Here is a 25,985-nt window from a genome sequence, read left to right on the forward strand (position 1 = left end):
CGTGCCGATGTGGGTCGCGCTGCTGGTTGCCCTTGCTGCGGCCTCCATCACCGCGCTGCTGTTGGGCCTGCGGCTGCGCGCGCGCAACCGGGCACTGGCCCAGCTGCAACGCGAGCGCAGCCTGCTGGCCGCCGAACGTGACCAGCTGCGCCGCACCACCGAACGACAGGGGCAGCTGGAACAGCAGCTGCTGCAGGCCAAGCAGGCCGCCGAGGCGGCGGTGCTGGCCAAGGGTGAGTTCCTGGCCACGATGAGCCACGAGATCCGTACGCCGCTCAACGGCATCCTGCCGATGCTGGAGCTGATCGCACGCGGCCCGCTGGGCGAGGACCAGCGGCAGATGCTGGCCACCGCCTCGGCCAGCTCGCAGCAGCTGCTGCGCATCGTCGACGACATCCTCGACTACTCGCGGCTGGAAGCGCAGGCGCTGGAACTGGAGATCACCAGCTTCAACCTGCGCGACCTGCTCGATGGCGTGGTGCAGCTGATGCAGCGCGCCGCCGACGCCAAGGGCCTGTCGCTGGGGCTGCAGCTGGACCCGTCGGTGCGCCTGCCGGTGCGTGGCGATCCGGTACGCCTGCGCCAGGTGTTGAGCAACCTGCTGGCCAACGCGATCAAGTTCACCGCGCGCGGCCAGGTACAGCTGCGCGTGCAGCGCCTGGGCGAAGGTCCCGCACAGCACCAGCTGCGCTTCGAGATCATCGACACCGGCATCGGCATCGACGAGGCACTGCAGGCGCGCCTGTTCCAGTCCTTCAGCCAGGCCGATGCCTCAACGACCCGCATCTACGGTGGCACCGGCCTGGGCCTGGCGATCTGCAAGCGCATCATCGACCTGATGCACGGACGCATCGGCGTGCAGTCCACGCCCGGCCAGGGCGCCACGTTCTGGTTCGAGATCCCGTTGTTGAAGGTGCCCGGCGACCTGCCGGCCATGGCGCGCACGCCAGACTCGCTGCTGCTGTTCAGTAGCGATGCCATCCTGCAGGCACGCATCGAGCGCATCGCGGCCCATCATGGACTGCTGGTGCACGCCCTGGCGCAGTTCGATGCCGTGGTCGAGCGCCTGCGCGCGGTGCCGAGGCCGGGGCAACCGGCACCGGCGTGGCTGCTGGTCGATGCACGTGCGCGCCGCATCGGTGAAGCGACGCTGCAACAGGCGTTGGCCGAACGTGGCGAAGACGACGGGCTGCAGGTGCTGTGGCTGCAGGACGATGCCCTTCCGCCACGCCCACGCCAGCGGCAGCTACCCTCGCATTTCGACGACGCTGGGCTGCATGCACTGCTGGCTGCACCGGTTGCGCATGCGCGCCCTGCCGCGCTGCTGGCCAACGCCGGACAGGGCCAGCCCACGCTGCCGCCGCTGCACCTGCGCGTGCTGCTGGTGGAGGACAACACGGTCAACCGCATGGTGGCCGAGCAGCTGCTGCGCGTGTTCCAGTGCGAAGTGCGCAACGCCGCCGATGGCGAGCAAGCGTTGCTTGCCCTGCGCGAAGGCGACGTGGATGTGGTGCTGATGGATTGCCAGATGCCGGTGCTGGACGGCTATGCCGCCACCCGCCGCTGGCGCGCCGAGGAAGTGGAAAACGGGCGCCCGCGCCTGCCGATCATCGCGATGACCGCCAATGCCATGGCCGGTGACCGCGAGCGCTGCCTGCAGGCCGGCATGGACGACTATCTGTCCAAGCCGATTGCACGCGGCACCCTGCATGCGCTGCTGCAGCGCTGGGGCGGCGGCAAAGCCGCATCACCTGTACGGCCTTCGATAGAGCCGAGCCATGCCCGGCTGACGGCCGATAGCCGTCGCGCTCCATCAGCCGAGCATGGCTCGGCTCTGCAGGACGATGACAGCCGAGTCGGCTCCAAGCCGCAGCCGGTGCTGGACCGCGACGTGCTGGACGAACTGCATGCAGTGATCGGGGAGAGCGCCATCCAGATCGTCTCGGTGTTCCTGGAGGATGCGCCGGCAATGGTGCAGCAGCTGCAGCAGGCCGCGCAGAACGGCGACGAGCCTCGCCTGCAGGCCGTCGCGCACAGCCTCAAGTCATCCAGCGCGAACGTGGGCGCACTGTCGCTGTCGTCAGTCGCGCAGCGCATCGAGCACGAAGCCCGCAGCGGCAGCCTGCAGCGCCCCGCAGTAGCGGTGGCGCTGCTGGTTGCGGAATTCGCCCGAGCGCGCGTAGCGCTGACGGGCTACCTGGCACAGCATCGCGCCGGCCAGGCCGGCTGACTCACTCTTCCAGCTTGCTCAGCAGGTACTTCGGTTCACCGATGCGCTCGATCAGGTCGAGCTGGGTTTCCAGCCAGTCGATGTGCTCTTCTTCCGAATCGAGGATCTTCACGAACAGCTGGCGGCTGACGTAGTCGCCGACCGAATCGGCATACGCCACGGCCTCGCGCAGGGTGACCACGCCATCGCGTTCCAACGACAGGTCACACTGCAGGATCTCGGTCGGGTTCTCACCAATGCGCAGCTTGCCCAGCGCCTGGAAGTTCGGCAGGCCTTCGAGGAACAGGATGCGGTCGGCGAGCATGTCGGCATGCTTCATCTCGTCGATCGACTCCTTGTACTCGTGTTCGGCCAGTTCCTTGATGCCCCAGTTCTTCAGCATCTTGGCATGCAGGAAGTACTGGTTGATCGCGGTCAGCTCGTTGTAGAGGACCTTGTTGAGGAATTCGATGACCTTGGTGTCGCCCTTCATGGGGATGCTCCTGCACGCTGAAAACGCAGGCACTTTAACGCCTTGCCTGCAGCCGTGAAGGAACGCGAATCGTGCGCATTGGCCTGTGCGGCCGCACGTGAAGAATGCGAAAGCGCGCCGTCAACGCGCCGCCAAGAGACGATCAAGCGACCTGGGCCAGACCCAATACCGGCAGCGGCAGATCGTGGGTGGCACGCGCCTTGGCCAGCAGATCGCCGGCCATGTCCAGGCAGGAACCGCAGGTAGCGCCACAGCCGGTACGCATGGTCAGTTCGGCCACCGTACTGACGCCATGGCTGGCGGCTTCGCGGATCTGGTGGTCGGTGACTCCGTTGCAGATGCAGACGTACACAGGCGTGAACCGGGCTGGCAGGCCAGAAGCGGCCTGTTGGCTATTCCAATGGAAACGAGAATGGTTGTCAATCAGAGACCTGAACCATTCTCGATACCGTTCAGCCCGTCAGCTGGCCGGGCCATCGCCCGTGGCCTTCTTCGGCCAGTAGCCGCGGGTCCGAGGGCGCTTGCGTGGGCGGTCGTGCCCGGCGTTATGGCCAGGCATCCAGGCTTCGGCGGCGCTCTTGGGCATGGCGGTAACCCCCTGCCCGGCCACCCCGCGGGCCAGCGGCGCCAGATGTCGCAACGCACGCGCATAGACGCCACGCTTGAACATCACCACATGCTCCACCGGGTACCAGAAGTCCACCCAGCGCCAGTGGTCGAACTCGGGCGAGTCGGTGTGGTCCAGCTTCACGTGGGATTCGTCGCCGGTCAGGCGCAGCAGGAACCAGACCTGCTTCTGGCCGATGCAGACCTGCCGCTCATTGCGGCGGATGGCCCGCGCCGGCAGCTTGTAGCGCAGCCAGCCGGGCGTCGCCCCGAGCACTTCCACATGCTCGGGCAGCAGGCCGGTCTCTTCCTGCAGTTCACGATACATGGCCTCGACAGGCGTCTCGTCGGTGTTCATGCCACCCTGCGGGAACTGCCAGCCGTCCCGGCGCACGCGTCGTGCCCAGAACACCTGGCCGTCCTGCCGCATCAGCACGATGCCGACGTTCGGTCGATAGCCGTCCGGATCGATCACGATGCGGACTCCTAAGAAAATCTACTGGCCGGGACTATCCCATGCCCTCTGTCGGCCCACAAGCACGACACAAAAGTGTTGACAGGGGCGGTACACATCCGCAGAATAGCGGGCTCACCAAGGCTATGTAGCTCAGCCGGTTAGAGCACAGCACTCATAATGCTGGGGTCGGTGGTTCGAGTCCACCCATAGCCACCACACTGAAAATCAAGTTGTTTTTCAGCGTGAAAAGTGAGAAAATAGTTGCACGTTTTGCCCCGTCGCCAAGCGGTAAGGCACCTGACTCTGACTCAGGCATTCGGTGGTTCGAATCCATCCGGGGCAGCCAAATTAAAAGCAAAAGGCCAGATCGAAAGATCTGGCCTTTTGCTTTTAATCTGGTCGCGCATTCCACCTTGTCCCCGCGCCTGTCGGCACACCCCCTTGAACAACAAGGGGGCTCTTCTCCAGAAAGAACCCCAGGGTCGGATCCTTTTCCGCAGGGAAAGGCCCTGACCCCACCCTCCCGACACGCGAGACCACGGGTAGTGTCGGCCGCTGGCCGGCAACCAGGAAATCCATGACCCCGGAACGACAAAAGCCCGGCCGAAGCCGGGCTTTTGCTTTTCCATCCAGCGAACTCCCGAAGGAGCCCAACCAGGCGCGGTAAATCAGCGCTTGGAGAACTGGGTGGCGCGGCGGGCCTTGTGCAGACCGACCTTCTTACGCTCGACTTCACGGGCGTCACGGGTCATGAAGCCAGCCTTGCGCAGCTCGGACTTCAGGGTTTCGTCGTACTCGACCAGAGCACGGGCGATGCCCAGACGGATCGCACCGGCCTGGCCGGTGGTGCCACCGCCAGCGGCGGTGACCAGGATGTCGAAGCTCTCGGTGTTCTTGGTCAGCTCGAGCGGCTGGCGCACGATCATGCGCGCGGTCTCACGACCGAAGAACTCGTCCAGCGGACGGCCATTGACGGTGATGTTGCCCGAACCCTTGCGCAGGAACACGCGAGCGGTGGAGGACTTGCGGCGGCCAGTGCCGTAGTTTTGAGTGATAGCCATGATTAGATATCCAGAACCTGCGGCTGCTGTGCGGCGTGCGGATGCTCAGTGCCAGCGTAGACCTTGAGCTTGCGGTACATCTGGCGACCCAGCGGGCCCTTCGGCAGCATGCCCTTGACGGCGATCTCGATCACGCGCTCCGGGTGGCGCTCCAGCGCCTGGGCCAGGGACTCGGTCTTCAGGTTGCCGATGTAACCGGTGAAACGGTGATACATCTTGTCCTGCAGCTTCTTGCCGGTGACGGCAATCTTTTCTGCATTGATGACGACCAGGTAGTCGCCGGTATCAACGTGCGGGGTGTAGACCGGCTTGTGCTTGCCACGCAGACGGCGGGCCAGCTCGGTGGCGAGACGGCCCAGGGTCTTGCCCTCGGCGTCGACGAGGTACCAGTCGCGCTGGACGGTCTCGTTCTTGGCAGTGAAAGTGCTCATGAAGAACTCTAGGTTAGGTCGGGCTCATTGCGGCGAAAGGCTCGCCGGAACTCTGCCACGCGTTGTGAAAAGGTGAAGCGTAAGAGGCGGGATTGTACTCATCCTGCCGCGGGAGCGCAACCCGTCCCCTGGGCCGGGTTGGCAGGGGCGCGGGGCCGGGCGAGAATCGGGGGGTCTTCCGCTCCACCGCGTACTGCCATGACCGTGCTCCGCCACACCACTCCGCTGGACCACCTGCTGACCGAGGCGCAGCGCGCCCTGGACACAGTGTTCGGCAATCCGCCGGCGGCCCGCCCCTACCCCGCCACGGACACCGGCGAGCCCGGCATGGACAGCGCCGAGCGGCGTCATGCCGCAGGCCTGATGCGGATCAACCACGTCGGCGAGGTCTGCGCGCAGGGCCTGTACTTCGGCCAGGCCGCCGTGGCGCGCGACCCGGCCACGCGGGAACACCTGCTGGAAGCGGCGCAGGAAGAAACCGACCACCTGGCCTGGTGCGCCACCCGGCTGGCCGAACTGGACAGCCGTCCGAGCCTGTTCAACCCGCTCTGGTACGCCGGCAGCTACACCATCGGCACCCTGGCCGGGCTGCGCGGCGACGGCTGGAACCTGGGCTTCGTGGTCGAGACCGAGCGCCAGGTGGAGGCCCACCTGGACGAGCACCTGGTCGACCTGCCGGCCGGCGACCTGCGCAGCCGCGCGGTCATCGCGGTGATGAAGGAAGACGAGGCCCGCCATGCGGACCACGCCGAGCAGGCCGGCGCTCGCCGCCTGCCGTTCCCGATCCCGGGCGTGATGGCACTGGCCTCCAGGGTGATGAAGACCATCGCCTACCGCATTTGAAGGGTCGCCCGCACCAACGGTGCGGGCCTACCAGGAGGTGCGGGGGGGGGGGGCCGACGGTGGGGCCCGACCGTTGGTCGGGCCATCAATCAGTTCGGCGAGACCAGCTTCAGGCCGATCACACCAGCCACGATCAGGCCCACGCAGGCCAGGCGGGCCGGCGATGCGCTGTCGTTGAACAGGTAGATGCCCAGCACCGCCACGCCCATGGCACCGATACCGGTCCAGATCGCGTAGGCCGTGCCGACCGGGATGCTCTTCATCGCCTGGCTCATCAGGTACAGGCTGATCAGCGCGGATACCACCGTGGCAGCGGTGGGCAGGGGTTTGCTGAAGCCTTCGGAGTACTTCATTCCGAGGGCGAAACCGATCTCGAACAGGCCGGCCAGCAGCAGGTAGATCCAGGGCATGGGTGGGGGCTCCTTACCTTTTTTGAAAAAAACGAAACGGCCCGGTGTTTTCACACCGGGCCGTGGGTCGGTACATCACCGTGGAACTGTAACGCGTGCGGGGGCACTGGTTCCACGGGGCGGGTCGTCCCGCCTGGGTGGCGATGCCTGCGGGCATCGCACATGGTGCTTACTCGGACAGGTTGCGGCCGTGGAACAGCTCTTCGATCTCGCGCTTGAGCAGCGCTTCGATCTTCATGCGTTCCTTGAACGACAGGTTCTTGGCCTTTTCCTCGAACAGGTACTGGTCCAGGTCGAAGTCCTTCAGGTGCATCTTCGTGTGGAAGATGTTTTCCTGGTAGACGTTGACGTCGAACATCTCGTAACGCGACTTGATGTTCTTGGCCAGGAAGTTCTGGATCGAGTTGATCTTGTGGTCGATGAAGTGCTTCTTGCCCTTCACATCGCGGGTGAAGCCACGGACGCGGTAGTCCATGATCACGATGTCCGACTCAAGGCTCTCGATCAGGTAGTTCAGGGCCTTCAGCGGGGAAATGACGCCACAGGTGGCCACGTCGATGTCCGCGCGGAACGTCGCGATACCTTCCTGCGGATGGGTTTCCGGGTAGGTGTGGACAGTGATGTGGCTCTTGTCCATGTGCGCGACCACGGCGTCGGAGATCAGCTCCTTGCCGGCCAGCTTCTTGTCGATCACCGGTTCTTCGGAGATCAGGATGGTCACCGAGGCACCCTGCGGGTCGTAGTCCTGGCGGGCCACGTTCAGGATGTTGGCGCCGATGATCTCGGCGACATCGGTCAAGATTTGAGTCAGCCTGTCGGCGTTGTACTCTTCATCGATGTATTCAATGTAACGCTGACGCTCCTCTTCGGTGCGCGCGTAACACACGTCATAGATGTTGAAGCTCAGCGCCTTGGTGAGGTTGTTGAAACCCTGCAGCCTCAGGCGAGGCAACGGCTTGACCACGGCGGTCGATTCCTGTGTAAGAAGGGAAAGGGGGAATTATGGGGCAAACTGCCCCCGGGGGGAACGTGAAGACGCAAGAGTTCTGGCACACTGTTTGCCCTTAACAATTGCGCTGGTTAAGCTCCGCTATCGACCCCGTGAATCCGTTCATGCGCAGAGGGAGCGCCCCTATCGTGTCAACCGTGCGCCTAGCTAGCAGTCCACTGGCCTTGGATATCGCCACCATCGATCGTTTCCTGGCGCACAGCCACCGGCGGCGATATCCCACCCGTACCGACGTCTTCCGACCCGGTGACCCGGCGGGAACCCTGTATTACGTTGTCAGCGGCTCGGTTTCAATCATGGCCGAGGAAGATGACGATCGAGAGCTTGTGCTGGGCTACTTCGGTGCCGGCGAGTTCGTTGGCGAAATGGGCCTGTTCGTCGAATCGGACCGCCGCGAGGTGATCCTGCGGACCCGTACCGCCTGCGAACTGGCCGAAATCAGCTACGAGCGCCTGCACCAGCTGTTCCTCGGCCCGCTGTCGGCCGACGCCCCGCGCCTGCTGTATGCGCTGGGCCAGCAGATCTCCAAGCGCCTGCTCGATACCAGCCGCAAGGCCAGTCGCCTGGCATTCCTGGATGTTACCGATCGGATCGTGCGCACACTGCACGATCTGGCGCAGGAACCAGAAGCGATGAGCCATCCGCAGGGCAGCCAGCTGCGCGTGTCACGCCAGGAACTGGCGCGCCTGGTCGGCTGCTCGCGAGAAATGGCCGGCCGCGTGCTGAAGAAGCTGCAGACCGACGGCCTGCTGCATGCCCGCGGCAAGACCGTGGTGCTGTACGGCACCCGTTGACCGTTGAGCACCCGGTGGGTGCGGACCTTGGTCCGCACTCCTTCGCGCGCTAGGCTCGGTGCATGGAACTGAGCAGCGAATTCTGGTGGTTCATCCTCATCGGCCTTGGCGCGCAGCTGGTTGACGGCGCACTGGGCATGGCCTTCGGCCTGGTGTCCTCGTCGGTGATGCTGAGCATGGGCCTGCCACCGGCGCAGGTCAGCGCCAGCATCCACACCGCTGAAGTGTTCACCACCGGTGCCTCGGGCGTGTCGCACCTCGCCGCCGGGAATGTCGATAAACGCCTGTTCCTGCGGCTGGCCCTGCCCGGTGCGGTGGGCGGCGCCCTGGGCGCGTACGTGCTCACCCAGATCCCCGGCGACATCATCCGCCCCCTCATCTATCTGTACCTGCTGGTGCTGGCGATCATCATCCTGGCGCGCGCCGCGGGGCGCTGGATGCCCAAGGGCGAGATCCGCCGGGTGCCGGTACTGGGCTTCTTCGCGGGCCTGCTCGACGCCAGCGGCGGTGGCGGCTGGGGACCGATCGCCACGTCCACCCTGCTCGCCCGTGGCGGCCAGGCGCGCACCACCATCGGTACGGTCAACGCGGCCGAGTTCGTGGTCACGTTGACGGTGTCAGCGACCTTCCTGTTGTCGATGGGCGTGCAGCACCTGCAGATCGTCGCCGGCCTGCTGATCGGCGGCATGATGGCCGCGCCGGTGGCGGCGATCCTGGTCAAGCGGGTGAAGGAGCGCTGGGTGCTGGTGGCCGTTGGCGTGCTGGTGCTGGGGATCAGCCTGTTCCAGATCGGCCATGCGGTGTACGGGTACCTGGGGCATTGAGCGTTTGCCGGCCAGCGGCCGGCACTACCGGGACGGAGGAGGGTAGTGCCGGCCGCTGGCCGGCAGATCCGTCATCGTGCGATGGGGTCAGGCCCCGGACGGGATCCGGCCCCGGGCTACGCCTTGTCGCCGCCGCGGTCCACGCAGCCCCAGTTGAGGATGCGGGTGCCGGCCGGCAGCACGCGGCGGAAGAAGTCCACCCTGGATCGCTTCGGGTTCACCACCACCGGCGCCTTGGCGGCCAGCAGCAACGGCAGGTCGGCGGTGCTGTCGGAGTAGGCGATGTCGATATTGCCGTAGCCGCGCTCGCGCAGCATGCGCATCTTTTCTTCGTTGTGGCAGTGGCGGGTCGGGCCGACGCCGCCCAGTCGCGGGCCGACCTCGGTGCCGATCACGGGCACGTCCTGGTGGGCAACGAACGCCAGGATGGCGCGGGCCAGTTCCGGCGGCGCGCCGGTGGCGACCACTACACGGTCGCCCTTGGCACGGTGCGCGGCGAATACCTCCAGCGCCTGCGGCAGCAGCTTGGCGCGCATCTGCGCCTCGTTGCGCAGCACGTAGGCATCGATCACCTTGTTGAAATCGCGCGCACGGTGCAGGCCGAAGCTGCCGATCCACACGTAGACCGAAATACCCGTTCGGCGGGTCGGCAGCATCGCCACCAACGGCCCGGCGATCGGCGTGACCAGCAGCGCGGCCAGCATGCGCAGCGGGTTGCGCTTGATCAGCGAGGCGAACAGATGGGTGCCCGAATCGCCGTCGTAGAGGGTGTGGTCGAAATCGAAGACCACCAGCGGCGCATCGTCGCGCGGCGTCGGATAGTGCGTTGTCATGCCGCGAAGAATAGCTGACGCAGGCCCTCGCCAGGCTCTTCCACGCGCATGAAGGCCTCGCCGACCAGGAATGCATGGATGCCGGCATCGCGCATCAGCGCGACGTCCTGCGGGCCGAGGATGCCACTCTCGGTGACCAGCAGGCGGTCACGCGGCACCGCCTGCTGCATGTCCAGCGTGGTCTGCAGCGACACCTCGAAGGTGCGCAGGTTGCGGTTGTTGATGCCGATCATCGGCGCCGGCACCTGCAGCGCACGCTCCAGTTCGTCGATGTCATGCACTTCCACCAGCACGTCCATGCCCAGCGACAGCGACAGCTCGGACAACGTGGCCAGCTGGGTATCGTCCAGCGCGGCGACGATCAGCAGGATGCAGTCGGCGCCCAGCACGCGCGCCTCGTACACCTGGTAGGCGTCGATGACGAAATCCTTGCGCAGCACCGGCAGCGTGCAGGCTTCGCGGGCCTGCTGCAGATAGGCGTCGGCGCCCTGGAAGAAGTCCACGTCGGTCAGCACCGACAGGCAGCTGGCGCCACCGAACTCGTAGCTGACGGCGATGTCGGCCGGGCGGAAATCCGGGCGGATCACGCCCTTGGAGGGGCTGGCCTTCTTCACCTCGGCAATCACCGCCGGGTCGCCATTGGCCACCGCCGCCTGCAGCGCGCGCACGAAGCCACGTACCGGCGGGGCGCTGGCCACGGCGGCCTGCAGCGCCTCAAGCGGGCGCTGGGCGCGGCGCTGGGCCACTTCTTCGGCCTTGCGGGCCAGGATCGTCTGCAGGATGTCGCTCATCGTCTTCGGGTCGGTGCGGGGGGCGGTGAGGACGGCCATTATCGGCCATCGAGAGGGTCAGGCTGAACCGCGCGCTCAGGCAACCAGCGCGCGGGTGGTCTCCACATACTGCTGCAGGCGCTGGCGGGCGCTGCCATTGGCGATGGCGGCACGGGCGCGGGCCAGGCCGTCTCCGATGTCGCTGGCCACACCAGCCACGTACAGGGCGGCACCGGCATTCAGCGCAACGATGTCCAGCGCCGGGCCCGGCTCGTTGTCGAGCACGGCGCGCAGCATCTGGATGGACTGTTCCGGGCCGTCCACGCGCAGGTTGCGGCTGGCCGACATGGCGATGCCGAAGTCCTCCGGGTGGATCTCGTACTCGCGCACCTTGCCGTCGCGCAGTTCGCCGACCAGGGTGCCGGCGCCCAGCGAGATCTCGTCCATGTTGTCACGGCCCCAGACCACCATCGCGCGCTCGGTACCCAGTTCGCGCAGCACGCGCGCCTGGATGCCGACCAGATCGGGATGGAACACGCCCATCAGTACCGACGGTGCACTGGCCGGGTTGGTCAGCGGGCCGAGGATGTTGAAGATGGTGCGCACGCCCATCTCGCGGCGCACCGGCGCGACGACCTTCATCGACGGGTGATGGATCGGCGCGAACATGAAGCCGATGCCGGTCCGGTCGATGGCCGCGGCCACCTGGTCAGGCTGCAGCTCGATCACCGCGCCCAGCGCTTCCAGCGCATCGGCACTGCCGGACTTGGACGACACGCTGCGGTTGCCATGCTTGGCCACGCGCGCGCCTGCAGCAGCAGCGACGAACATCGCGCAGGTGGAGATGTTGAAGGTGTGCGAGCCATCGCCACCGGTGCCAACGATATCAACCAGGTTGGAGGTATCGGCCACCGGCACTGGCCGGGCGAATTCACGCATCACGGTGGCCGCCGCGGCGATTTCGTCCACGGTCTCCTTCTTCACGCGCAGCCCGGTGAGGATGGCGGCGGTCATCATCGGCGAGACATCGCCGCGCATGATCTGCCGCATCAGGTCGACCATTTCGTCGAAGAAGATTTCGCGGTGTTCGATGGTGCGATGCAGGGCTTCCTGGGGGGAGAAGCTCATGGGAATGCTCCTTGGATCAGGCCGCCGGGCGCTGCAGGAAATTGCGCAGCAGGGCGTGGCCGTGTTCGGTGAGGATGGACTCGGGGTGGAACTGCACGCCTTCCACGGGGAACTGGCGGTGGCGCAGGCCCATGATCTCTTCGATCGAGCCGTCGTCGTTCTCGGTCCAGGCAGTCACTTCCAGGCAGTCCGGCAGACTGTTCTTGTCCACCACCAGCGAGTGGTAGCGGGTGGCCTGGTAGCGGTCCGGCAGGCCAGCGAACACGCCCTTGCCTTCATGGCGGATCGGCGAGGTCTTGCCGTGCATGATGTTGCCGGCACGGATGACCGTGCCGCCGTAGACCTGGCCGATGCCCTGGTGGCCCAGGCACACGCCGAGGATCGGCGTGGTCGGGCCCAGGCGCTCGATCAGTTCCAGCGACACGCCCGCTTCGTTGGGCGTGCACGGGCCGGGCGAGATGACGATGCGCTCCGGCTTCTGCGCGGCGATCTCGTCCACGCTCATTGCATCGTTGCGCACCACCTTCACCTCGGCGCCCAGTGTCTGCAGGTACTGCACGAGGTTGTAGGTGAAGCTGTCGTAGTTGTCGATCATCCACAACATGGTCAGGTTCCGTCGCTTATCAGGAAAATGGCGTACACGTTTTCGGTGTAGGTGATGGGGCCGGCTTCCACCGACTCGCGCAGGCGCGAGCCCGTGGTCTCGATGCTGTTCATCGGTGCCTCGGGCGCGGGCGGCGAGGGCGGCGTCACCAGATCCCCACTGCTGGGCCAATTGCCCGCCTGCACGCCATAGGCAAAGTTCGGCGCCACATCGGAAATGCTGTACAGCCCGCGCAGCTGGGTGCCGTAGGCCTTGGCCAGGCCCTGCGCGGACTGGCGGGTCTGGGCCGCCGCCTCGCCCTTGAGTTCGCGGCGCAGCGCCACTTCGCCCGAGTACATCGGCGCCACGCTGCTGACCTGCAGGTTCTCGTTGGCCTTCAGCGCCCCCAGCACGTCCTGCATCTGCTGGACGCTGGCGAAGCTGGCGCGCAGTTGGCGTGACACGCGGGTGCCGATGAAAACCTGCCGATTCTGCTCATAGCGCGTCGCAGGACCGATCCGCAGGTTGTCCGCGCGCACGCTGCCTTCCACCGCCTTGTGCTGCTTGAACAGTGCCAGCACGCGGGCAACGTTGTCCTGCACGCGGCGGCGCGCGGCGTCGGCGTCCATGTCGGTCTCTTCAATGTTCAACTGCAGGCCGAACCGGTCCGGCATCACCACGCGACGCGCCTCGCCCTTCACCAGCAGGTGCGGCTGCGACGGAATGGTATTGGCCTGCGCCCACGCAGACGGGGCCATCGTGGCCAGCAGTGACGACCACAGCAATGCGCTCAGCAGCTTCATGCGGTACTCCTTGTCTTGAACGGGAACAGCGGAACGACCACGGCACAGCGGCCGTGGCAAGGCAGGCTTACAGGCCCTTGGCGGCCTGGGCGACGGCGCGGAACAACGCGCGGCCCTTGTTCATCGTCTCGTCCCATTCCTTGTCCGGGTCCGAGTCGTAGACGATGCCGGCGCCGGCCTGCACGTACAGGCGGCCGTCCTTGATCACCGCGGTGCGGATCGCGATCGCGGTATCGGCATCACCGTGCCAGCCGATGTAGCCGATGCTGCCTGCGTAGACATTGCGCTTGATCGGTTCCAGCTCGCGGATCACTTCCAGCGCGCGGATCTTCGGCGCGCCGCTGACGGTACCTGCCGGGAACGTGGCACGCAGCACGTCGGCATAGCTCAGGCCCGGCTGCAGCTGCCCGGTCACTTCGCTGACGATGTGCATGACGTGGCTGTAGCGCTCGATCACGAACTGCTCGCCCACTTCCACGGTGCCCGCCCTGGACACACGACCGGCATCGTTGCGGCCGAGGTCGATCAGCATCAGGTGCTCGGCACGTTCCTTCGGATCGGCCAGCAGCTCGGCTTCCAGCGCCAGATCCTGCTCGGGCGTGGCACCACGCGGGCGGGTGCCGGCGATCGGGCGCACGGTGACTTCGCCATCCTGAAGGCGCACCAGGATTTCCGGCGAGGAGCCGACCACCTGCAGGTCGCCGACGTCCAGGAAATACATGTACGGCGACGGATTCAGTGCACGCAGCGCGCGGTACACATCCACCGGGCGCGCCTTGAACGGCACGCTCAGGCGCTGGCTGAGCACCACCTGGAAGATGTCACCGGCGCGGATGTATTCCTTGCTGCGCTGGACCGCATCGACGAAGCCTTCGCGGGTGAAACCGGAGACGAAATCGGATTCATCCAGCACATCGCTGTTGAGCGGTGCCGGATAGCCGGCGCCCGGCGCGCGCAGCTTGGCAGTCAGTGCATCCAGGCGCGCCTGCGCCTGTTCGAAGGCGCCGTCGACACGCGGGTCGGCGTGCACGATCAGGTACAGCCGGCCCTTGAGGTTGTCGAACACGGCCAGCTCGTTGGAATCCAGCAGCAGGATGTCCGGCGTGCCCAGCTCATCGCGGCCGGCCGGCGGGGCCAGGCGTGGTTCGATGTAGCCGATGCACTCGAAGCCGAACCAGCCGACCAGGCCACCTGTGAAGCCCGGCAGGCCTTCCAGCTTCGGCACCGAGTGGGCGCTGCGCAGCGCCTCGACTTCGGCGAACGGGTCGGCCACCTCGCGGGTGTCCACCACCTGGCCGTCTTCACGCACGGTCAGCGTGTGGCCGTGGAAGGCGTACACGCGGCGCGCCGGCAGGCCGATGATCGAGTAACGACCAAAGCGCTCGCCGCCTTCGACGGACTCAAACAGGTAGGTATTGGGGCCGTCGGCGAGCTTCAGATAGACCGAAAGCGGCGTGTCCAGGTCGGACAGCACTTCGCGGACGACGGGAATATGGGTGTGGCCTTCAGCGGCCTGCTGCTGAAACTGAGCGTGCGAGTTCAAGACGACTTTCCTTCCGGGACACAGCGTTATGGGGGCGGACGACGGCAACGGGCCACCATCGCCACCAACGGCGTGCGGAAGAAAGGGTATGCGGGGTCGTCAGGCTGGACACCCCTTGACTGTATCGCAGCTTGGACGGCAGGGGAACCCTGGAAAACTGAACCACGGGACGGGCGGGGCCAGCCACGGGAACCGACGACGCGGACCGATAGAGTCGACTGTTGGTCGACTTGCGCGCGTAGCGCGAGGTTTTACGCCGTCGGAACGAGAAGCAGTCGACTAACAGTCGACTCTACCTCCCTACCCACCCAGCAACGGGCAGCCAGCCGGAAGATGCATCCGCACCCTGCCCGGCACGCACTCGATGCGGAACTGACGGGCCTGTACCGGCTCGCCATCCAGATTGAGGGTCAGCGGGCGCTCGGATGCGACCTCCAGCCACGGCAGCCGCGCACGCGTGGCCAGCTGTTCCAGCGCAGCCTGGGTGCCGGACTTCAGCATCTGGCCGAGGGTGGCGGTGACCTCCCCTTCCAGCTCTGGCAGCACGGTGACATCCAGCAGCCCGTCGTCGATCAGGGCCTGCGGGCACAGCTGCTGGCCACCGCCGGCCTGGCGGCCATTGCCGATGCCGAGCGCGATGAAGTCGCCTTCCCACGCGAAATCCGGGCCGGACAGGCGCGCGGTGATCGGCTCGATGCGGCCCAGCTTGGCGATGCCGGTGATCACATAGGCCAGCCCGCCCAGCATCTTCTTCAAGCCCGCATCAGTCTCCACCGTCACCTGCGTGCCGAAGCCACCGCTGGCGAGATTGGCGCACCACCATTGGGTGCCATCGGCGTTCACGCGCAACAGGTCAATGGCGTGCGGCGTCGCCTGCCCGATCAAGGCGAAGGCCTCCTTCGGTTCGGTCGGTATGCCAGCCGCAGTCGCGAAATCGTTGGCGGTCCCCATCGGGATCAGCGCCAGCGAGGGCAGCGCATCTTCCAGCTCCTCACGATGCGCCAGTGTCTCGGCCACCGCACTGAGCGTGCCATCGCCACCGGCGGCTACGATCACATCCACGCCATGGTCGATCGCCTCGGCGACATAGCGCTCGGCGTCACCGTCCTCCCAGGTCACCCGCACTTCCAGCTGCACGCCCTGTCCGCGCCAATGGCCGACGGCGTCGCGCAACTCATCATTGCCGGCGGATTTGCCGTTGAGGATCAGGCGCCAGCGCGGGGTGGTCATGCAGAGCTTCCAGGGATGCGGTGGCACAGGCTAGCAATGCGCTGTTTGCCTGCGGTGAATGTCACGCAGATGTCATTCAGCTACCGGAGAATGGGAGTCCATAGCAGGGACGACGGATGGAGGCAGGATCAGCCTCCCACGCATGCAGCGAGGCCACGCCAGTGATTGGCGTGGCTTTTTTTTGGGGTGTGCAGGGAGTGCGAACCAAGGTGCGCACCCACCAGGTTGCGGTTCGCTCCCCACCAGGTTGCGGTTCGCTCCCCCCGGGTTGCGGTTTGCACCCACCCGGTTGGTAGATCCACGCCATGCGTGGATGCACTTCGCTTCAACCGTTGGCGAAATCGTGCAGCGCCTGGCCCTGCAGCCGGTACACGGTCCACTCGTCCTGCGGCTTCGCACCGGCAGCGGTGTAGAACTCGATGGCCGGGGTGTTCCAGTCCAGCACCGACCATTCGAAGCGACCGCAGCCCTCGGCTACGGCCTGGCGTGCGATGTACTTCAGCAGTGCCTTGCCGGCGCCCACGCCGCGCTTTTCCTGGCTGACGTAGAGGTCTTCCAGGTAGATGCCCTTGCGGCCCAGCCAGGTGGAGTAGTTGTAGAAGTACACCGCATAGCCGATGGCCTCGCCGTCGGCTTCGCAGATCAACGCGCGCGCCGTGGCATCGGCGCCGAACAGGCTCTCGGCGATGCCGATCTCATCGGTCTGTACCGAATGCTCGGCCTTCTCGTAGATGGCCAGTTCGCGGATGAAATGCAGGATCAGGCCAGCATCGGCCACGGTGGCCGGACGGATGTTCAACAGTGCCATGCGCAGATAAAGGGGACGGAGGGAATTAAACGAGATTAATCCCCTCCGTCCCCTTTTTGTCAGCGTGCCGCAGCGACGTTCGCGCGCATCTGCGCGATCACGTCCTGGTAGCTGGTCTTGGCGTTGAAGATGGCCGAGCCGGCGACAAAGGTGTCGGCACCGGCAGCCGCGATCTCGCCGATGTTGTCGGCCTTCACGCCGCCGTCGATCTCCAGGCGGATGTCCTTGCCGCTGGCATCGATCATCTTGCGCACCACCTTCAGCTTGTCCAGCGCCGAGGGGATGAAGGCCTGACCACCAAAGCCCGGGTTGACCGACATCAGCAGCACCAGGTCCAGGTCCTCCAGCACCCAGTCGAGGATGTCCACCGGCGTGGCCGGATTGAGCACGATGCCCGGCTTGCAGCCCAGCGAACGGATCAGCTGGATGGTGCGGTGCACGTGGCGGCTCGCCTCCGGGTGGAAGCTGATGTAGGTGGCACCGGCCTCGGCGAAGTCCGGGATGATGCGGTCCACCGGCTCGACCATCAGGTGCACGTCGATTGGCGCGGTCACGCCGTGCTTGCGCAGCGCCTGGCAGACCATCGGGCCGATGGTCAGGTTCGGCACGTAGTGGTTGTCCATCACGTCGAAGTGGACCCAGTCCGCGCCAGCGGCGAGGACGTTGTCGACTTCCTCGCCGAGGCGGGCGAAGTTGGCGGACAGGATGGAGGGGGCGATGAGGCAGTGGGACATGGCCGGGCCTTGCAACGAGGGGAAAGGGGGTCAGCGCTTGCGCAGGGTCTTGATGCGGTCGTAGGCGGCGTTGATGCGCCGCGACTTCTGCTCGGCCTGCTGCTGCAGCTCGGGGGCGGCGCCGCCAAGCTTGTCGGGGTGGTACTGCGAGATCAGCTTGCGGTAGGCGCGCTCGACCTCGGCATCGGTGGCCTCGGAGGTCAGCCCCAGCTCCCGGTACGGGTTCTCCTTGTTCAGGCGGAACCAGTCCGAATCAAAGGCATGGCCGATCAGCAGGCCGACCACCGCCCCGAACAGCGGATTGGGCCGGAACAGCAGGGCGCCGGCGATGAATCCGAGCAGTTTTCCGTACCAGCGCATGGCGCTCCGGGGTCGACCGACGAAATGGACGCTCATTTTACGTCACAGCGGGCCCGGACGGCTTTACACTAGGCCGCCCGCTGGTCAGCGGGCCCGCCGGGTCCGTTGGGCAGCAGCCGTATCGACAACGCCCCAGGAGTGCCCGTGCCAACCACGCTGTTGCAATCCGATCTCCCCGGCCTGCCCTTGCGCCATCGCGGCAAGGTGCGTGATGTGTTCGATATCCCGCGCGAGCGGCTGCCAGCCGGAACCCCGCCGGGCGAGTACCTGCTGATGGTGGCCACCGATCGCCTGTCGGCGTTCGACGTGGTCCTGCCCGACCCGATCCCGGGCAAGGGCGAGATGCTCTGCCAGGTCTCCAATTTCTGGTTCGCCAAGACCGCGCACCTGATGCCCAACCACCTGACCGGCATCGACGTGGCCAGCGTGCTGCCCGAAGGCGTGGACCCGGCCCTGTATGCCAAGCGCGCGGTAGTCACCCGCAAGCTGAAGCCGGTGCCGGTGGAAGCGATCGCCCGCGGCTACCTGATCGGCAGCGGTTGGAAGGATTACCAGCGCACCGGCAAGGTCAGCGGCATCGACCTGCCCGACGGCCTGCGCCAGGCCGAGCAGCTGCCCGAGCCGATCTTCACCCCGTCGACCAAGGCCGCTGTCGGCGACCATGACGAGAACATCGATTTCGATGCGATGGTGAAGCAGGTCGGTGCGGAACTGGCCGAGCGCGTGCGCGACGCCACCCTGCGCATCTACAAGTTCGCGGCCGATTACGCCCGCGAGCGCGGCATCATCCTGGCCGATACCAAGTTCGAGTTCGGGACCGACGCCGATGGCCGCCTGTACATCATGGACGAGATGCTGACGCCGGATTCCTCGCGTTACTGGCCGGCCGACGAGTACGAAGTGGGCACCAGCCCGCCGAGCTACGACAAGCAGTTCGTGCGCGATTACCTGGAGACGCTGGACTGGGGCAAGACCGCCCCGGGCCCGACCATCCCGGCCGAGATCATCGAGCGCACCCGCGCCAAGTATGCCGAGGCACTGCAGCGCCTGGCCGGGATCAGCGTCGACTGATGCGCCTGCGCCCCCGGCCGGAAAGGCGGGGGGCGCGTTCGGTAGTGCCGGCCGCTGGCCGGCAACCTCGCGAACACCTGCAGCCAGGCATGGCCTGGCTCTGGTAGTGCCGGCCGCTGGCCGGCAACCTCACGAACTCGGCTATGCTCTGGAGTGCCGGCCAGCGGCCGGCACTACCGTTGTCCGAGGAAGCAACGCAGCATGCAGACATCCACCGAGCTTGCGCGGCCGATCGACCGCTATTTCGCCAGCTACTCCGACGACCACCGCAATGTGATCAACCAGCGCATCCACGTGGTGGCGGTCCCGGCGATCCTGTGGTCGGTGGTGGCCCTGCTCTGGTGCCTGCCGCCGCTGATCACCTGGTTCCAGTACGGCATCTGGTCGGCGTTCGCGATGTTCAGCGCCTGGTGCTTCTACAACAAACTGTCGCGCCCGCTGGGCATCGGCATGCTCATCCAGTTCTTCGTGTTCGGCTGCCTGTGCCGCCTGCTGGAGGCCGAAATCGGCCTGCACAACCTGTTCTGGCTGGCGGTGGGCGTGTTCGTGGTGGCTTGGATCGCGCAGTTCATCGGCCACAAGTTCGAGGGCCGCAAGCCCAGCTTCCTGACCGACCTGACCTACCTGCTGATCGGCCCGGCCTGGGTGATGGCCAAGTTCTACCGCAAGCTCGACTGGCGCTACTGACCTGCCCAGGGTCGACGGCGCCCCTCGTTTCCTGAACGGGCAGATTCCATCACCCGCACTTCACGACGGCCCTGCCAGCCTGCGCCGGTGATCCGCTCCCCACTTCCCGCCCGTCGACGGCAGCCCCTGTGCGACAGGGCCTGCGGTCTCCCTGCGTGGGCGTAGGGCGTCCCCCGAGGGCAACCGGGGAGGGACTGCAGGAACGCGATGTTGCGTCGCAGAAAATATGAATCAGCGGACGTTACATGCAATTGATCGCTGTTCGATGGGTTTCAGCGACATTTCGCAGCCTGTTATCCTCCCTGACCTGCTCGTGAATCATGGATTCCCTGCATGCTCCCCAGCCTGCCCCTGCTGCTGGCCCTGCCGTTCCTGATGGCAGCGGCTGTTGCGGCCTTCCCCCGTAGTTCGCGCTCGACTGCTGCCTGGCTGGCGGCGCTGGCGCCGTTGGGCGGACTGGCCATCCTCGGCTGGCTGACCCCGTCCGTACTCGACGGCCAGGTGGTGCGGACGATGGTCCCTTGGCTGCCGCAGATCGGCCTGGACTTCACCCTGCGCCTGGACGGGCTGGCGTGGATGTTCGCCGGGCTGGTGCTGGGCATCGGCGCGCTGGTGGTGCTGTACGCGCGCTACTACCTGAGCCAGCAGGACAACGCGCACCGCTTCTACTGCTACCTGCTGCTGTTCATGGGCGCCATGCTGGGCATGGTGCTGTCGGGCAACCTGCTGTTGCTGATGATCTTCTGGGAAATGACCAGCATCAGCTCGTTCCTGCTGATCGGTTTCTGGTCGCACCGCCAGGACGCCCGCGAGGGCGCGCGGATGGCGCTGGTGATCACTGGCGGCGGCGGCCTTGCGCTGCTCGGTGGCGTACTGCTGATCGGGCGCATCGTCGGCAGCTTCGACCTGGACGTGGTGCTGGCCGCCGGCGAGCAGATCCGCGCCAGCGCGCTGTACCCGTACGCGCTGTTCCTGGTGCTGGCGGGCATCTTCACCAAGAGCGCGCAGTTCCCGTTCCATTTCTGGCTGCCGCACGCGATGGCCGCGCCCACTCCGGTCTCTGCCTACCTGCACTCGGCCACCATGGTGAAGGCCGGTGTGTTCCTGCTGGCGCGCCTGCATCCAGCGCTGGCCGGCAGCGACCTGTTCTTCTACACGGTCAGCGGCATCGGTGCGATCACCCTGTTGATCGGCGCCTGGAACGCGATCTTCCAGCACGATCTGAAAGGCCTGCTGGCTTATTCGACCATTTCCCATCTGGGCCTGATCACCCTGCTGTTCGGCCTGTCCACGCCGATGGCGGTGGTGGCCGGTGTGTTCCACATCCTCAACCACGCCACCTTCAAGGCCTCGCTGTTCATGGCCGCCGGCATCATCGACCATGAGACCGGCACCCGCGACATGCGCAAGCTGGGCGGCCTGCGCAGGCTGATGCCGTTCACCAGCGCGCTGGCGATCATCGCCTCGCTGGCGATGGCCGGCATCCCGCTGCTCAACGGCTTCCTGTCCAAGGAAATGCTGTTTGCCGAGGCGATCACGGCCGGAGGCCCGGGAATCATGCGCACGGCGGTGTCGATCGCCGCATTGCTGGCTGGCGTATTCGGGGTGGCCTACAGCCTGCGCTTCGTGCACGACACCTTCTTTGGCCCCGGCCCGCACGACCTGGATCGCGTGCCGCATGAGCCGCCGCGCTGGATGAAGGTACCGGTGGAACTGCTGGTGGTGATCTGCGTGGCAGTTGGCATCGCCCCGGCACTGACCGTGGCACCGGTGCTGCATGCCGCTGCGGCGTCGATCCTCGGCAGCGCCATGCCCGAGTACAGTCTGGCGGTATGGCACGGCTTCAACCTGCCGCTGGCGATGAGCGCGATCGGCGTGATCGGCGGCGTGGCGCTGTACTTCGGCCTGCGCAAGCTGATCAACCTGCATGCCGTGACCAACGTCAGCACTGGCCGCAATGTGTTCCATGCACAGCTGGATGCCGTGTCCGCACTGGCCATGCGCCTGACCAACGGCATCGCCAACGGCAGCCTGCAGCGCATGCTGCTGGGCCTGGTGCTGGTGGCGATCGCAGTTGCCGCCGCGCCATTCGTGGCAGATCCGGCGTCGCCAAACTGGACCGCGCCGCAGCCGATGCCGCTGCTGGGCTGGGCGCTGTGGCTGGTGATGATGGCCTGCGCGGTGGCCACCCTGCGCATCTACAAGCAGCGCCTGCTGGCGGTGCTGCTGGTCGGCGGCGTCGGCCTGATGGTGGCGCTGACCTTCGTGTTCCTGTCCGCACCCGACCTGGCCCTGACCCAGCTGCTCGTGGAGATGGTGACCCTGGTGCTGATGCTGCTGGGCATGAACTACCTGCCCGCGCAGTCCGGGCCGGAACGTCCGCGCTGGCGCAAGCGCCGCGATGCGGTGATCGCGATCATCGCCGGCGCCGGGCTGGGTGCGCTGGCCTATTCGGCGATGACCCTGCCGCCGAACACCATGGCCGGCGAACTGCTCGCCCGTGCGTTGCCCGAGGCCTACGGCCAGAACGTGGTCAACGTGATCCTGGTCGACTTCCGCGGCTTCGATACCTTCGGCGAGATCACCGTGTTCGGCATCGCCGCGCTGGTGGTGCACGCACTGCTGCGGCGCACGCGGATGGCACCGGAACAGATCATGCCCGGCCCGCCGATCAAGCTGCCGGTGCCGGCCGACCTGGCGCAGATCATGTTCCCGCTGACGCTGACCGTGTCGATCTTCCTGTTCCTGCGCGGCCACAACGCGCCCGGTGGTGGCTTCATCGCCGGCCTGGTGCTGGCGGTGCCGCTGCTGATCCAGTACGTGATCCAGGGCACCGCGTCGGTGGAATCGCGCTTCGGCTTCGACTACATCCGCTGCATCGGCATGGGCCTGCTGATCGCCCTGCTCAGCGGCAGCGCCTCGATGCTGTTCGGCGTGCCGTTCCTGACCAGTGGCCACCTCGACCTGCATCTGCCATTGATCGGCGACGTGCCGCTGGCCAGCGCGATCGGTTTTGACATCGGCGTGTATCTGGTGGTGTTCGGCGGCGCCATGCTGATGCTGTCGATGATGGGCACGATCAAGCCCTCGCGTACCCGCGCTGCCCGCAAGGGTGAGATCGACCTGCAACGCCGTTCGGCCCGCACCGGGGAGATGCACTGATGGAACTGGCCCTGGCTACCGCGATCGGCGTGCTGACCGCCATCGGCATCTACCTGCTGCTGCGTGCGCGCAGCTTCGACGTGATCCTCGGCATGACCTTCCTGTCCTACGCCACCAACCTGCTGATCTTCGCCGGTGGCCGCGTGGTGCTGGGCAAGGCGCCGGTGCTGCAGGAGGGCGTGGACAGCCACCTGGGCAACTACACCGACCCGCTGCCGCAGGCACTGGTGCTGACCGCGATCGTGATCGCCTTCGCGATGACCGCAGTGAGCATCGTGCTGGCCATGCGTAGCCGCAGCGACAACCACAGCGACCATGTGGACGCCCACGAGCCCGACGACGACCTGCAGGATGAGAACGCATCGGCGCGCCAGGGCGAGGATCGCGCATGAACCATCTGGTGATCCTGCCGATCCTGATTCCGCTGCTCGGCGCCGCGCTGTCGCTGTTCGTCGAACACCGCCGCTACGGCCCCAGGGTGCAGCGCGCGGTGGCCTGGACCGCACTGTCGGCGCTGGCGCTGGCGGTGAGCCTGCTGTTCGCGTCGACCGCGGGCGGTGATATCAACGTCTACCTGCTGGGCGACTGGCCGTCGCGGCTGGGCATCGCGCTGGTGGCCGACCGGCTGTCGGCATGGATGCTGCTGACCACCCTGCTGCTGGCCATTCCCTGCCTGCTGCACGCCTGCTCGGGTTGGGACCGCCGCGCACCGCACTTCCACGCGCTGTTCCAGTTCCAGCTGGTCGGCCTCAACGGCGCGTTCCTGACCGGCGACATCTTCAACCTGTTCGTGTTCTTCGAGGTGATGCTGATCGCCTCCTACGGCCTGCTGCTCAGCGGTGGCCGCGGCCTGCGCATGCGCATCGGCCTGCACTACGTGGTGTTCAACGTCACCGCCTCGACCCTGTTCCTGATCGCGCTGGGCCTGCTGTACGCCACGCTGGGTTCGCTGAACATGGCCGAGCTGTCGCAGCGCATTGCCGCGGTGCCGCCGACGCAGCTGACCCTGGTGAAGGCCACGATGGGCCTGTTGCTGCTGGTGTTCTGCGCCAAGGCCGCGCTGATGCCGCTGTACCTGTGGCTGCCGGAAGCCTATTCGCGCGCGCCGGCCGCAGTGGCGGCGCTGTTCGCGATCATGACCAAGGTCGGCCTGTATTCGGTGCTGCGCATCCAGATGCTGTGGTTCGGCGACGATGCCGGCGCGATGGCCGGCTATGGCCGCGACTGGCTGCTGTGGGCCGGCGTGGCGACGCTGGTGCTGGGCGGGCTCGGCGCCCTGGCCGCGACCCGCCTGCGCGTACTGATTTCCTACCTGGTCATCGTGTCGGCAGCCACGCTGTTCATCGCCTTCTCGGTGGGCACGCCGCAGGTGCTGTCGGCCGGCCTGTACTACCTGCCGCACAGCAGCTTCGTGGCCGCTGCGCTGTTCCTGGTTGCCGACCTGATCCGCCGCCGCCGTGGTGGCGCCAGCGACCGCAAGGAGGTGGTGGCGCCGATGCCGGGCAAGGAAACGCCGGCGGTGCTGTTCCTGATCGGGGCAGTGTCGGTGGCCGGCCTGCCGCCTCTGTCCGGCTTCCTGGCCAAGGCCGCGCTGCTGGCCGGCATGCCGGCGCAGTACATCGGCCCGGTCTGGACCGCCGTGCTGGTCAGCAGCCTGCTGGTGATCATGGGCCTGACCCGCGGCGGCATCCGCCTGTTCTGGCGCGTGCCGCCGGGCGATCCCGATGCACCGAAGCCGCGCAAGGCTCCCCTGCGCCGGGTAGAACTCTACGCCGCCTGCCTGCTGCTGGCCTACGGCATCGGCATGACCCTGGCCGCGGCACCCTTGATGCGCTACACCGACGCCACCGCCGCACAGCTGCTGCAACCCAGCGAGTACGTGCAGCAACTGCGTGCGACCACGCCGGAGATCCGCCAGCCATGACCGCCCAGCGCTCCCTGTTCCGTCGCCTGATTCCCTCGCCGATGCTCAGCATCATGGTGGTGGCGTTCTGGCTGCTGATGTCCGACAGCTTCACCCTCGGCCAGATCGTGCTGGGGCTGCTGCTGGGCGTGGTGGTGCCGCTGTTCGCCGCGCGCCTGGACCGCGAGTTCGCCCGCATCGGCACCCTGCGGCCACTGCCCAGGCTGGTGTGCGTGACCCTGTGGGACATCCTGATGTCCAACATCCGTGTCGCCCTGCAGGTGCTGGGCCCGGAAAAGAACATCCACCCGGGTTTCATCTGGCTGCCGCTGGACATCGCCAACATCCACGGCATCGCCGCGCTGACCAGCATGATCACCCTGACCCCGGGCACGGTCTCGGCCGCGCTCAGCGACGACCGCAAGTTCCTGCTGGTGCATGTGCTGCACCTGGAGGACCCACAGGACCTGATCGATACGATCAAGCGCCGTTACGAGGCGCCGTTGATGGAGATCTTCCCATGACCGGTTTTGAAGTCATCCAGACCACACTGGTGGTGTGCATGCACGTGGTCGGCCTGGCCATGCTGCTGGCCACCTGGCGCCTGCTGCGCGGGCCGACCGTGCCCGACCGCATCCTTGCGCTGGACACCCTGTCGGTGACCGCGATCGCCGAGCTGATGCTGTTCGGCATGTATCTCAATTCGCCGATCTACTTCGAGGCGGCGCTGATCATCGCCATGCTCGGCTTCGGCAGCACCGTGGTGCTGAGCAAGTTCGTGCTGCGCCGGGACATCGTCGAATGATCACCGCGATCCAGATCGGCCTGTCGATGCTGCTGCTGTTCGGCTGCTTCTTCATCCTGGTCGGCGCACTGGGCCTGGTGAAGCTGTCGACCTTCTTCAAGCGCCTGCACGCGCCGACCAAGGCCAGCACGCTGGGCGTGGGCTGCGTGCTGGTGTGCTCGGTCTGCTACCACATCTTCCTCGGCCAGGACCCGCAGCCGCGCGAGCTGCTGATCACCGTGTTCCTGTTCATCACCGCACCGATCAGCGCGCACATGATGGCCAAGGCCGCGCTGTCGCTGCTGATGGAGACCCGCCCCACCCTGCCGGGCAACGAACGTGCCGCCGAGGAGCAGCTGCCACCGCCGGAGCCGGTGCGGGAAGAAGAAACCACGCAGAACCGGTAGTGCCGGCCGCTGGCCGGCAGTGGCAAGGGTTCCGTCAGAGGC

29 protein-coding genes and 2 tRNA genes are annotated in these 25,985 nt (G+C 66.4%); 14 read left to right on the top strand and 17 right to left on the bottom strand.

Annotated features, from left to right (window positions below; genetic code table 11):
* Position 1: 1 nt before the first annotated feature.
* The gene (locus tag CKW06_RS21270) at positions 2-2,230 is read left to right on the top strand and encodes an ATP-binding protein (protein WP_024958554.1); all 2,229 of its coding nucleotides are present in this window, start codon (positions 2-4) and stop codon (positions 2,228-2,230) included.
* A gap of 1 nt (position 2,231) precedes the next feature.
* On the opposite strand, the gene bfr is transcribed toward CKW06_RS21270, so the two are convergent.
* The 3 genes from bfr to CKW06_RS21285 all read right to left on the bottom strand — a co-directional run bounded on the left by bfr (position 2,232) and on the right by CKW06_RS21285 (position 3,783).
* The gene (gene bfr / locus CKW06_RS21275) at positions 2,232-2,702 is read right to left on the bottom strand and encodes a bacterioferritin (protein WP_005414691.1); all 471 of its coding nucleotides are present in this window, start codon (positions 2,700-2,702) and stop codon (positions 2,232-2,234) included.
* 142 nt (positions 2,703-2,844) lie between these two features.
* Positions 2,845-3,054: a (2Fe-2S)-binding protein gene (locus CKW06_RS21280; RefSeq protein ID WP_005411309.1), complete on the bottom strand. Its 210-nt coding sequence runs from the start codon at positions 3,052-3,054 to the stop codon at positions 2,845-2,847.
* 108 nt (positions 3,055-3,162) lie between these two features.
* Entirely contained in the window at positions 3,163-3,783 is a 621-nt protein-coding gene (locus CKW06_RS21285; RefSeq protein ID WP_024958555.1) for an RNA pyrophosphohydrolase, read from the bottom strand.
* Positions 3,784-3,904: 121 nt separating this feature from the next.
* Between CKW06_RS21285 and CKW06_RS21290 the strand changes: the two genes are divergently transcribed.
* Both CKW06_RS21290 and CKW06_RS21295 read left to right on the top strand, forming a co-directional pair.
* A tRNA-Met gene (locus CKW06_RS21290) sits at positions 3,905-3,981 on the top strand.
* Positions 3,982-4,036: 55 nt separating this feature from the next.
* Positions 4,037-4,111: transfer RNA gene (locus tag CKW06_RS21295), tRNA-Gln, on the top strand.
* Positions 4,112-4,433: 322 nt separating this feature from the next.
* On the opposite strand, the gene rpsI is transcribed toward CKW06_RS21295, so the two are convergent.
* The gene (rpsI, locus tag CKW06_RS21300; RefSeq protein ID WP_005411311.1) at positions 4,434-4,826 is read right to left on the bottom strand and encodes a 30S ribosomal protein S9; all 393 of its coding nucleotides are present in this window, start codon (positions 4,824-4,826) and stop codon (positions 4,434-4,436) included.
* A gap of 2 nt (positions 4,827-4,828) precedes the next feature.
* Positions 4,829-5,257, bottom strand: coding sequence for a 50S ribosomal protein L13 (gene rplM / locus CKW06_RS21305; RefSeq protein WP_005414692.1), 429 nt, complete (start codon positions 5,255-5,257; stop codon positions 4,829-4,831).
* A 198-nt stretch (positions 5,258-5,455) separates the two neighbouring features.
* Between rplM and coq7 the strand changes: the two genes are divergently transcribed.
* Entirely contained in the window at positions 5,456-6,100 is a 645-nt protein-coding gene (coq7, locus tag CKW06_RS21310) for a 2-polyprenyl-3-methyl-6-methoxy-1,4-benzoquinone monooxygenase (RefSeq protein WP_024958920.1), read from the top strand.
* Between the two features lie 89 nt (positions 6,101-6,189).
* On the opposite strand, the gene CKW06_RS21315 is transcribed toward coq7, so the two are convergent.
* The gene (locus tag CKW06_RS21315; RefSeq protein ID WP_005411314.1) at positions 6,190-6,510 is read right to left on the bottom strand and encodes a DMT family transporter; all 321 of its coding nucleotides are present in this window, start codon (positions 6,508-6,510) and stop codon (positions 6,190-6,192) included.
* 169 nt (positions 6,511-6,679) lie between these two features.
* Positions 6,680-7,474 (bottom strand): adenosylmethionine decarboxylase, encoded by a 795-nt coding sequence (speD, locus tag CKW06_RS21320; protein WP_005411315.1) that lies wholly within the window; start codon positions 7,472-7,474, stop codon positions 6,680-6,682.
* Between the two features lie 149 nt (positions 7,475-7,623).
* Here speD and crp point away from each other — a divergent pair, with 149 nt between their 5' ends.
* Together crp and CKW06_RS21330 are read left to right on the top strand one after the other, a co-directional pair.
* Positions 7,624-8,313, top strand: a complete 690-nt coding sequence (gene crp, locus CKW06_RS21325) for a cAMP-activated global transcriptional regulator CRP (protein ID WP_012481435.1) — start codon at positions 7,624-7,626, stop codon at positions 8,311-8,313.
* Between the two features lie 62 nt (positions 8,314-8,375).
* The gene (locus tag CKW06_RS21330) at positions 8,376-9,137 is read left to right on the top strand and encodes a sulfite exporter TauE/SafE family protein (protein ID WP_005411317.1); all 762 of its coding nucleotides are present in this window, start codon (positions 8,376-8,378) and stop codon (positions 9,135-9,137) included.
* A 116-nt stretch (positions 9,138-9,253) separates the two neighbouring features.
* Here the strand turns inward: CKW06_RS21330 and CKW06_RS21335 are convergent, their stop codons facing one another.
* The 10 genes from CKW06_RS21335 to CKW06_RS21380 all read right to left on the bottom strand — a co-directional run bounded on the left by CKW06_RS21335 (position 9,254) and on the right by CKW06_RS21380 (position 17,929).
* Positions 9,254-9,970, bottom strand: a complete 717-nt coding sequence (locus CKW06_RS21335) for a haloacid dehalogenase-like hydrolase (protein ID WP_005411318.1) — start codon at positions 9,968-9,970, stop codon at positions 9,254-9,256.
* Positions 9,967-10,761 carry an indole-3-glycerol phosphate synthase TrpC gene (trpC, locus tag CKW06_RS21340; RefSeq protein ID WP_024957680.1) on the bottom strand — a complete coding sequence of 265 codons (795 nt, stop codon included), beginning with the start codon at positions 10,759-10,761 and terminating at the stop codon, positions 9,967-9,969. The genes CKW06_RS21335 and trpC overlap by 4 nt, the downstream gene beginning before the upstream one ends.
* Positions 10,762-10,836: 75 nt before the next feature.
* On the bottom strand, positions 10,837-11,868 hold the full coding sequence (gene trpD, locus CKW06_RS21345; RefSeq protein ID WP_005411320.1) for an anthranilate phosphoribosyltransferase: 1,032 nt from the start codon (positions 11,866-11,868) through the stop codon (positions 10,837-10,839).
* A 16-nt stretch (positions 11,869-11,884) separates the two neighbouring features.
* A complete protein-coding gene (locus tag CKW06_RS21350) occupies positions 11,885-12,472 on the bottom strand; it encodes an anthranilate synthase component II (protein ID WP_012481439.1) in 588 nt (195 codons plus the stop codon).
* 2 nt (positions 12,473-12,474) lie between these two features.
* Complete coding sequence (locus CKW06_RS21355) at positions 12,475-13,254, bottom strand: SIMPL domain-containing protein (protein WP_005411322.1); 780 nt, start codon at positions 13,252-13,254, stop codon at positions 12,475-12,477.
* Between the two features lie 67 nt (positions 13,255-13,321).
* On the bottom strand, positions 13,322-14,797 hold the full coding sequence (gene trpE, locus CKW06_RS21360; protein ID WP_024957679.1) for an anthranilate synthase component I: 1,476 nt from the start codon (positions 14,795-14,797) through the stop codon (positions 13,322-13,324).
* Positions 14,798-15,097: 300 nt separating this feature from the next.
* Entirely contained in the window at positions 15,098-16,027 is a 930-nt protein-coding gene (gene yegS, locus CKW06_RS21365; protein WP_024957678.1) for a lipid kinase YegS, read from the bottom strand.
* A gap of 325 nt (positions 16,028-16,352) precedes the next feature.
* Positions 16,353-16,835: a GNAT family N-acetyltransferase gene (locus CKW06_RS21370; RefSeq protein ID WP_012481443.1), complete on the bottom strand. Its 483-nt coding sequence runs from the start codon at positions 16,833-16,835 to the stop codon at positions 16,353-16,355.
* A gap of 59 nt (positions 16,836-16,894) precedes the next feature.
* The gene (rpe, locus tag CKW06_RS21375; protein WP_005411326.1) at positions 16,895-17,569 is read right to left on the bottom strand and encodes a ribulose-phosphate 3-epimerase; all 675 of its coding nucleotides are present in this window, start codon (positions 17,567-17,569) and stop codon (positions 16,895-16,897) included.
* Between the two features lie 30 nt (positions 17,570-17,599).
* A complete protein-coding gene (locus CKW06_RS21380; protein WP_005411327.1) occupies positions 17,600-17,929 on the bottom strand; it encodes a J domain-containing protein in 330 nt (109 codons plus the stop codon).
* A 144-nt stretch (positions 17,930-18,073) separates the two neighbouring features.
* Here CKW06_RS21380 and CKW06_RS21385 point away from each other — a divergent pair, with 144 nt between their 5' ends.
* The 8 genes from CKW06_RS21385 (at position 18,074) to CKW06_RS21420 (ending at position 25,943) form a co-directional block, all read left to right on the top strand.
* The gene (locus tag CKW06_RS21385) at positions 18,074-19,000 is read left to right on the top strand and encodes a phosphoribosylaminoimidazolesuccinocarboxamide synthase (RefSeq protein WP_005414703.1); all 927 of its coding nucleotides are present in this window, start codon (positions 18,074-18,076) and stop codon (positions 18,998-19,000) included.
* Between the two features lie 201 nt (positions 19,001-19,201).
* On the top strand, positions 19,202-19,687 hold the full coding sequence (locus CKW06_RS21390; protein WP_005411329.1) for an Mpo1 family 2-hydroxy fatty acid dioxygenase: 486 nt from the start codon (positions 19,202-19,204) through the stop codon (positions 19,685-19,687).
* A gap of 333 nt (positions 19,688-20,020) precedes the next feature.
* Positions 20,021-22,849 (top strand): monovalent cation/H+ antiporter subunit A, encoded by a 2,829-nt coding sequence (locus CKW06_RS21395; protein ID WP_005411330.1) that lies wholly within the window; start codon positions 20,021-20,023, stop codon positions 22,847-22,849.
* Positions 22,849-23,241 carry a Na+/H+ antiporter subunit C gene (locus tag CKW06_RS21400; protein WP_024957677.1) on the top strand — a complete coding sequence of 131 codons (393 nt, stop codon included), beginning with the start codon at positions 22,849-22,851 and terminating at the stop codon, positions 23,239-23,241. Before CKW06_RS21395 ends, CKW06_RS21400 begins: the two co-directional genes overlap by 1 nt.
* Complete coding sequence (locus CKW06_RS21405) at positions 23,238-24,773, top strand: monovalent cation/H+ antiporter subunit D (protein WP_024957676.1); 1,536 nt, start codon at positions 23,238-23,240, stop codon at positions 24,771-24,773. Before CKW06_RS21400 ends, CKW06_RS21405 begins: the two co-directional genes overlap by 4 nt.
* Complete coding sequence (locus tag CKW06_RS21410) at positions 24,770-25,276, top strand: Na+/H+ antiporter subunit E (protein WP_005411333.1); 507 nt, start codon at positions 24,770-24,772, stop codon at positions 25,274-25,276. The genes CKW06_RS21405 and CKW06_RS21410 overlap by 4 nt, the downstream gene beginning before the upstream one ends.
* Positions 25,273-25,557 (top strand): K+/H+ antiporter subunit F, encoded by a 285-nt coding sequence (locus CKW06_RS21415; protein ID WP_005411334.1) that lies wholly within the window; start codon positions 25,273-25,275, stop codon positions 25,555-25,557. The genes CKW06_RS21410 and CKW06_RS21415 overlap by 4 nt, the downstream gene beginning before the upstream one ends.
* The gene (locus CKW06_RS21420; RefSeq protein ID WP_024957675.1) at positions 25,554-25,943 is read left to right on the top strand and encodes a Na+/H+ antiporter subunit G; all 390 of its coding nucleotides are present in this window, start codon (positions 25,554-25,556) and stop codon (positions 25,941-25,943) included. The genes CKW06_RS21415 and CKW06_RS21420 overlap by 4 nt, the downstream gene beginning before the upstream one ends.
* The last annotated feature ends 42 nt before the right edge of the window (positions 25,944-25,985 follow it).

Origin of the sequence: Stenotrophomonas maltophilia (assembly GCF_900186865.1) — a bacterium.
GTDB classification, from domain to species: Bacteria; Pseudomonadota; Gammaproteobacteria; order Xanthomonadales; family Xanthomonadaceae; genus Stenotrophomonas; species Stenotrophomonas maltophilia.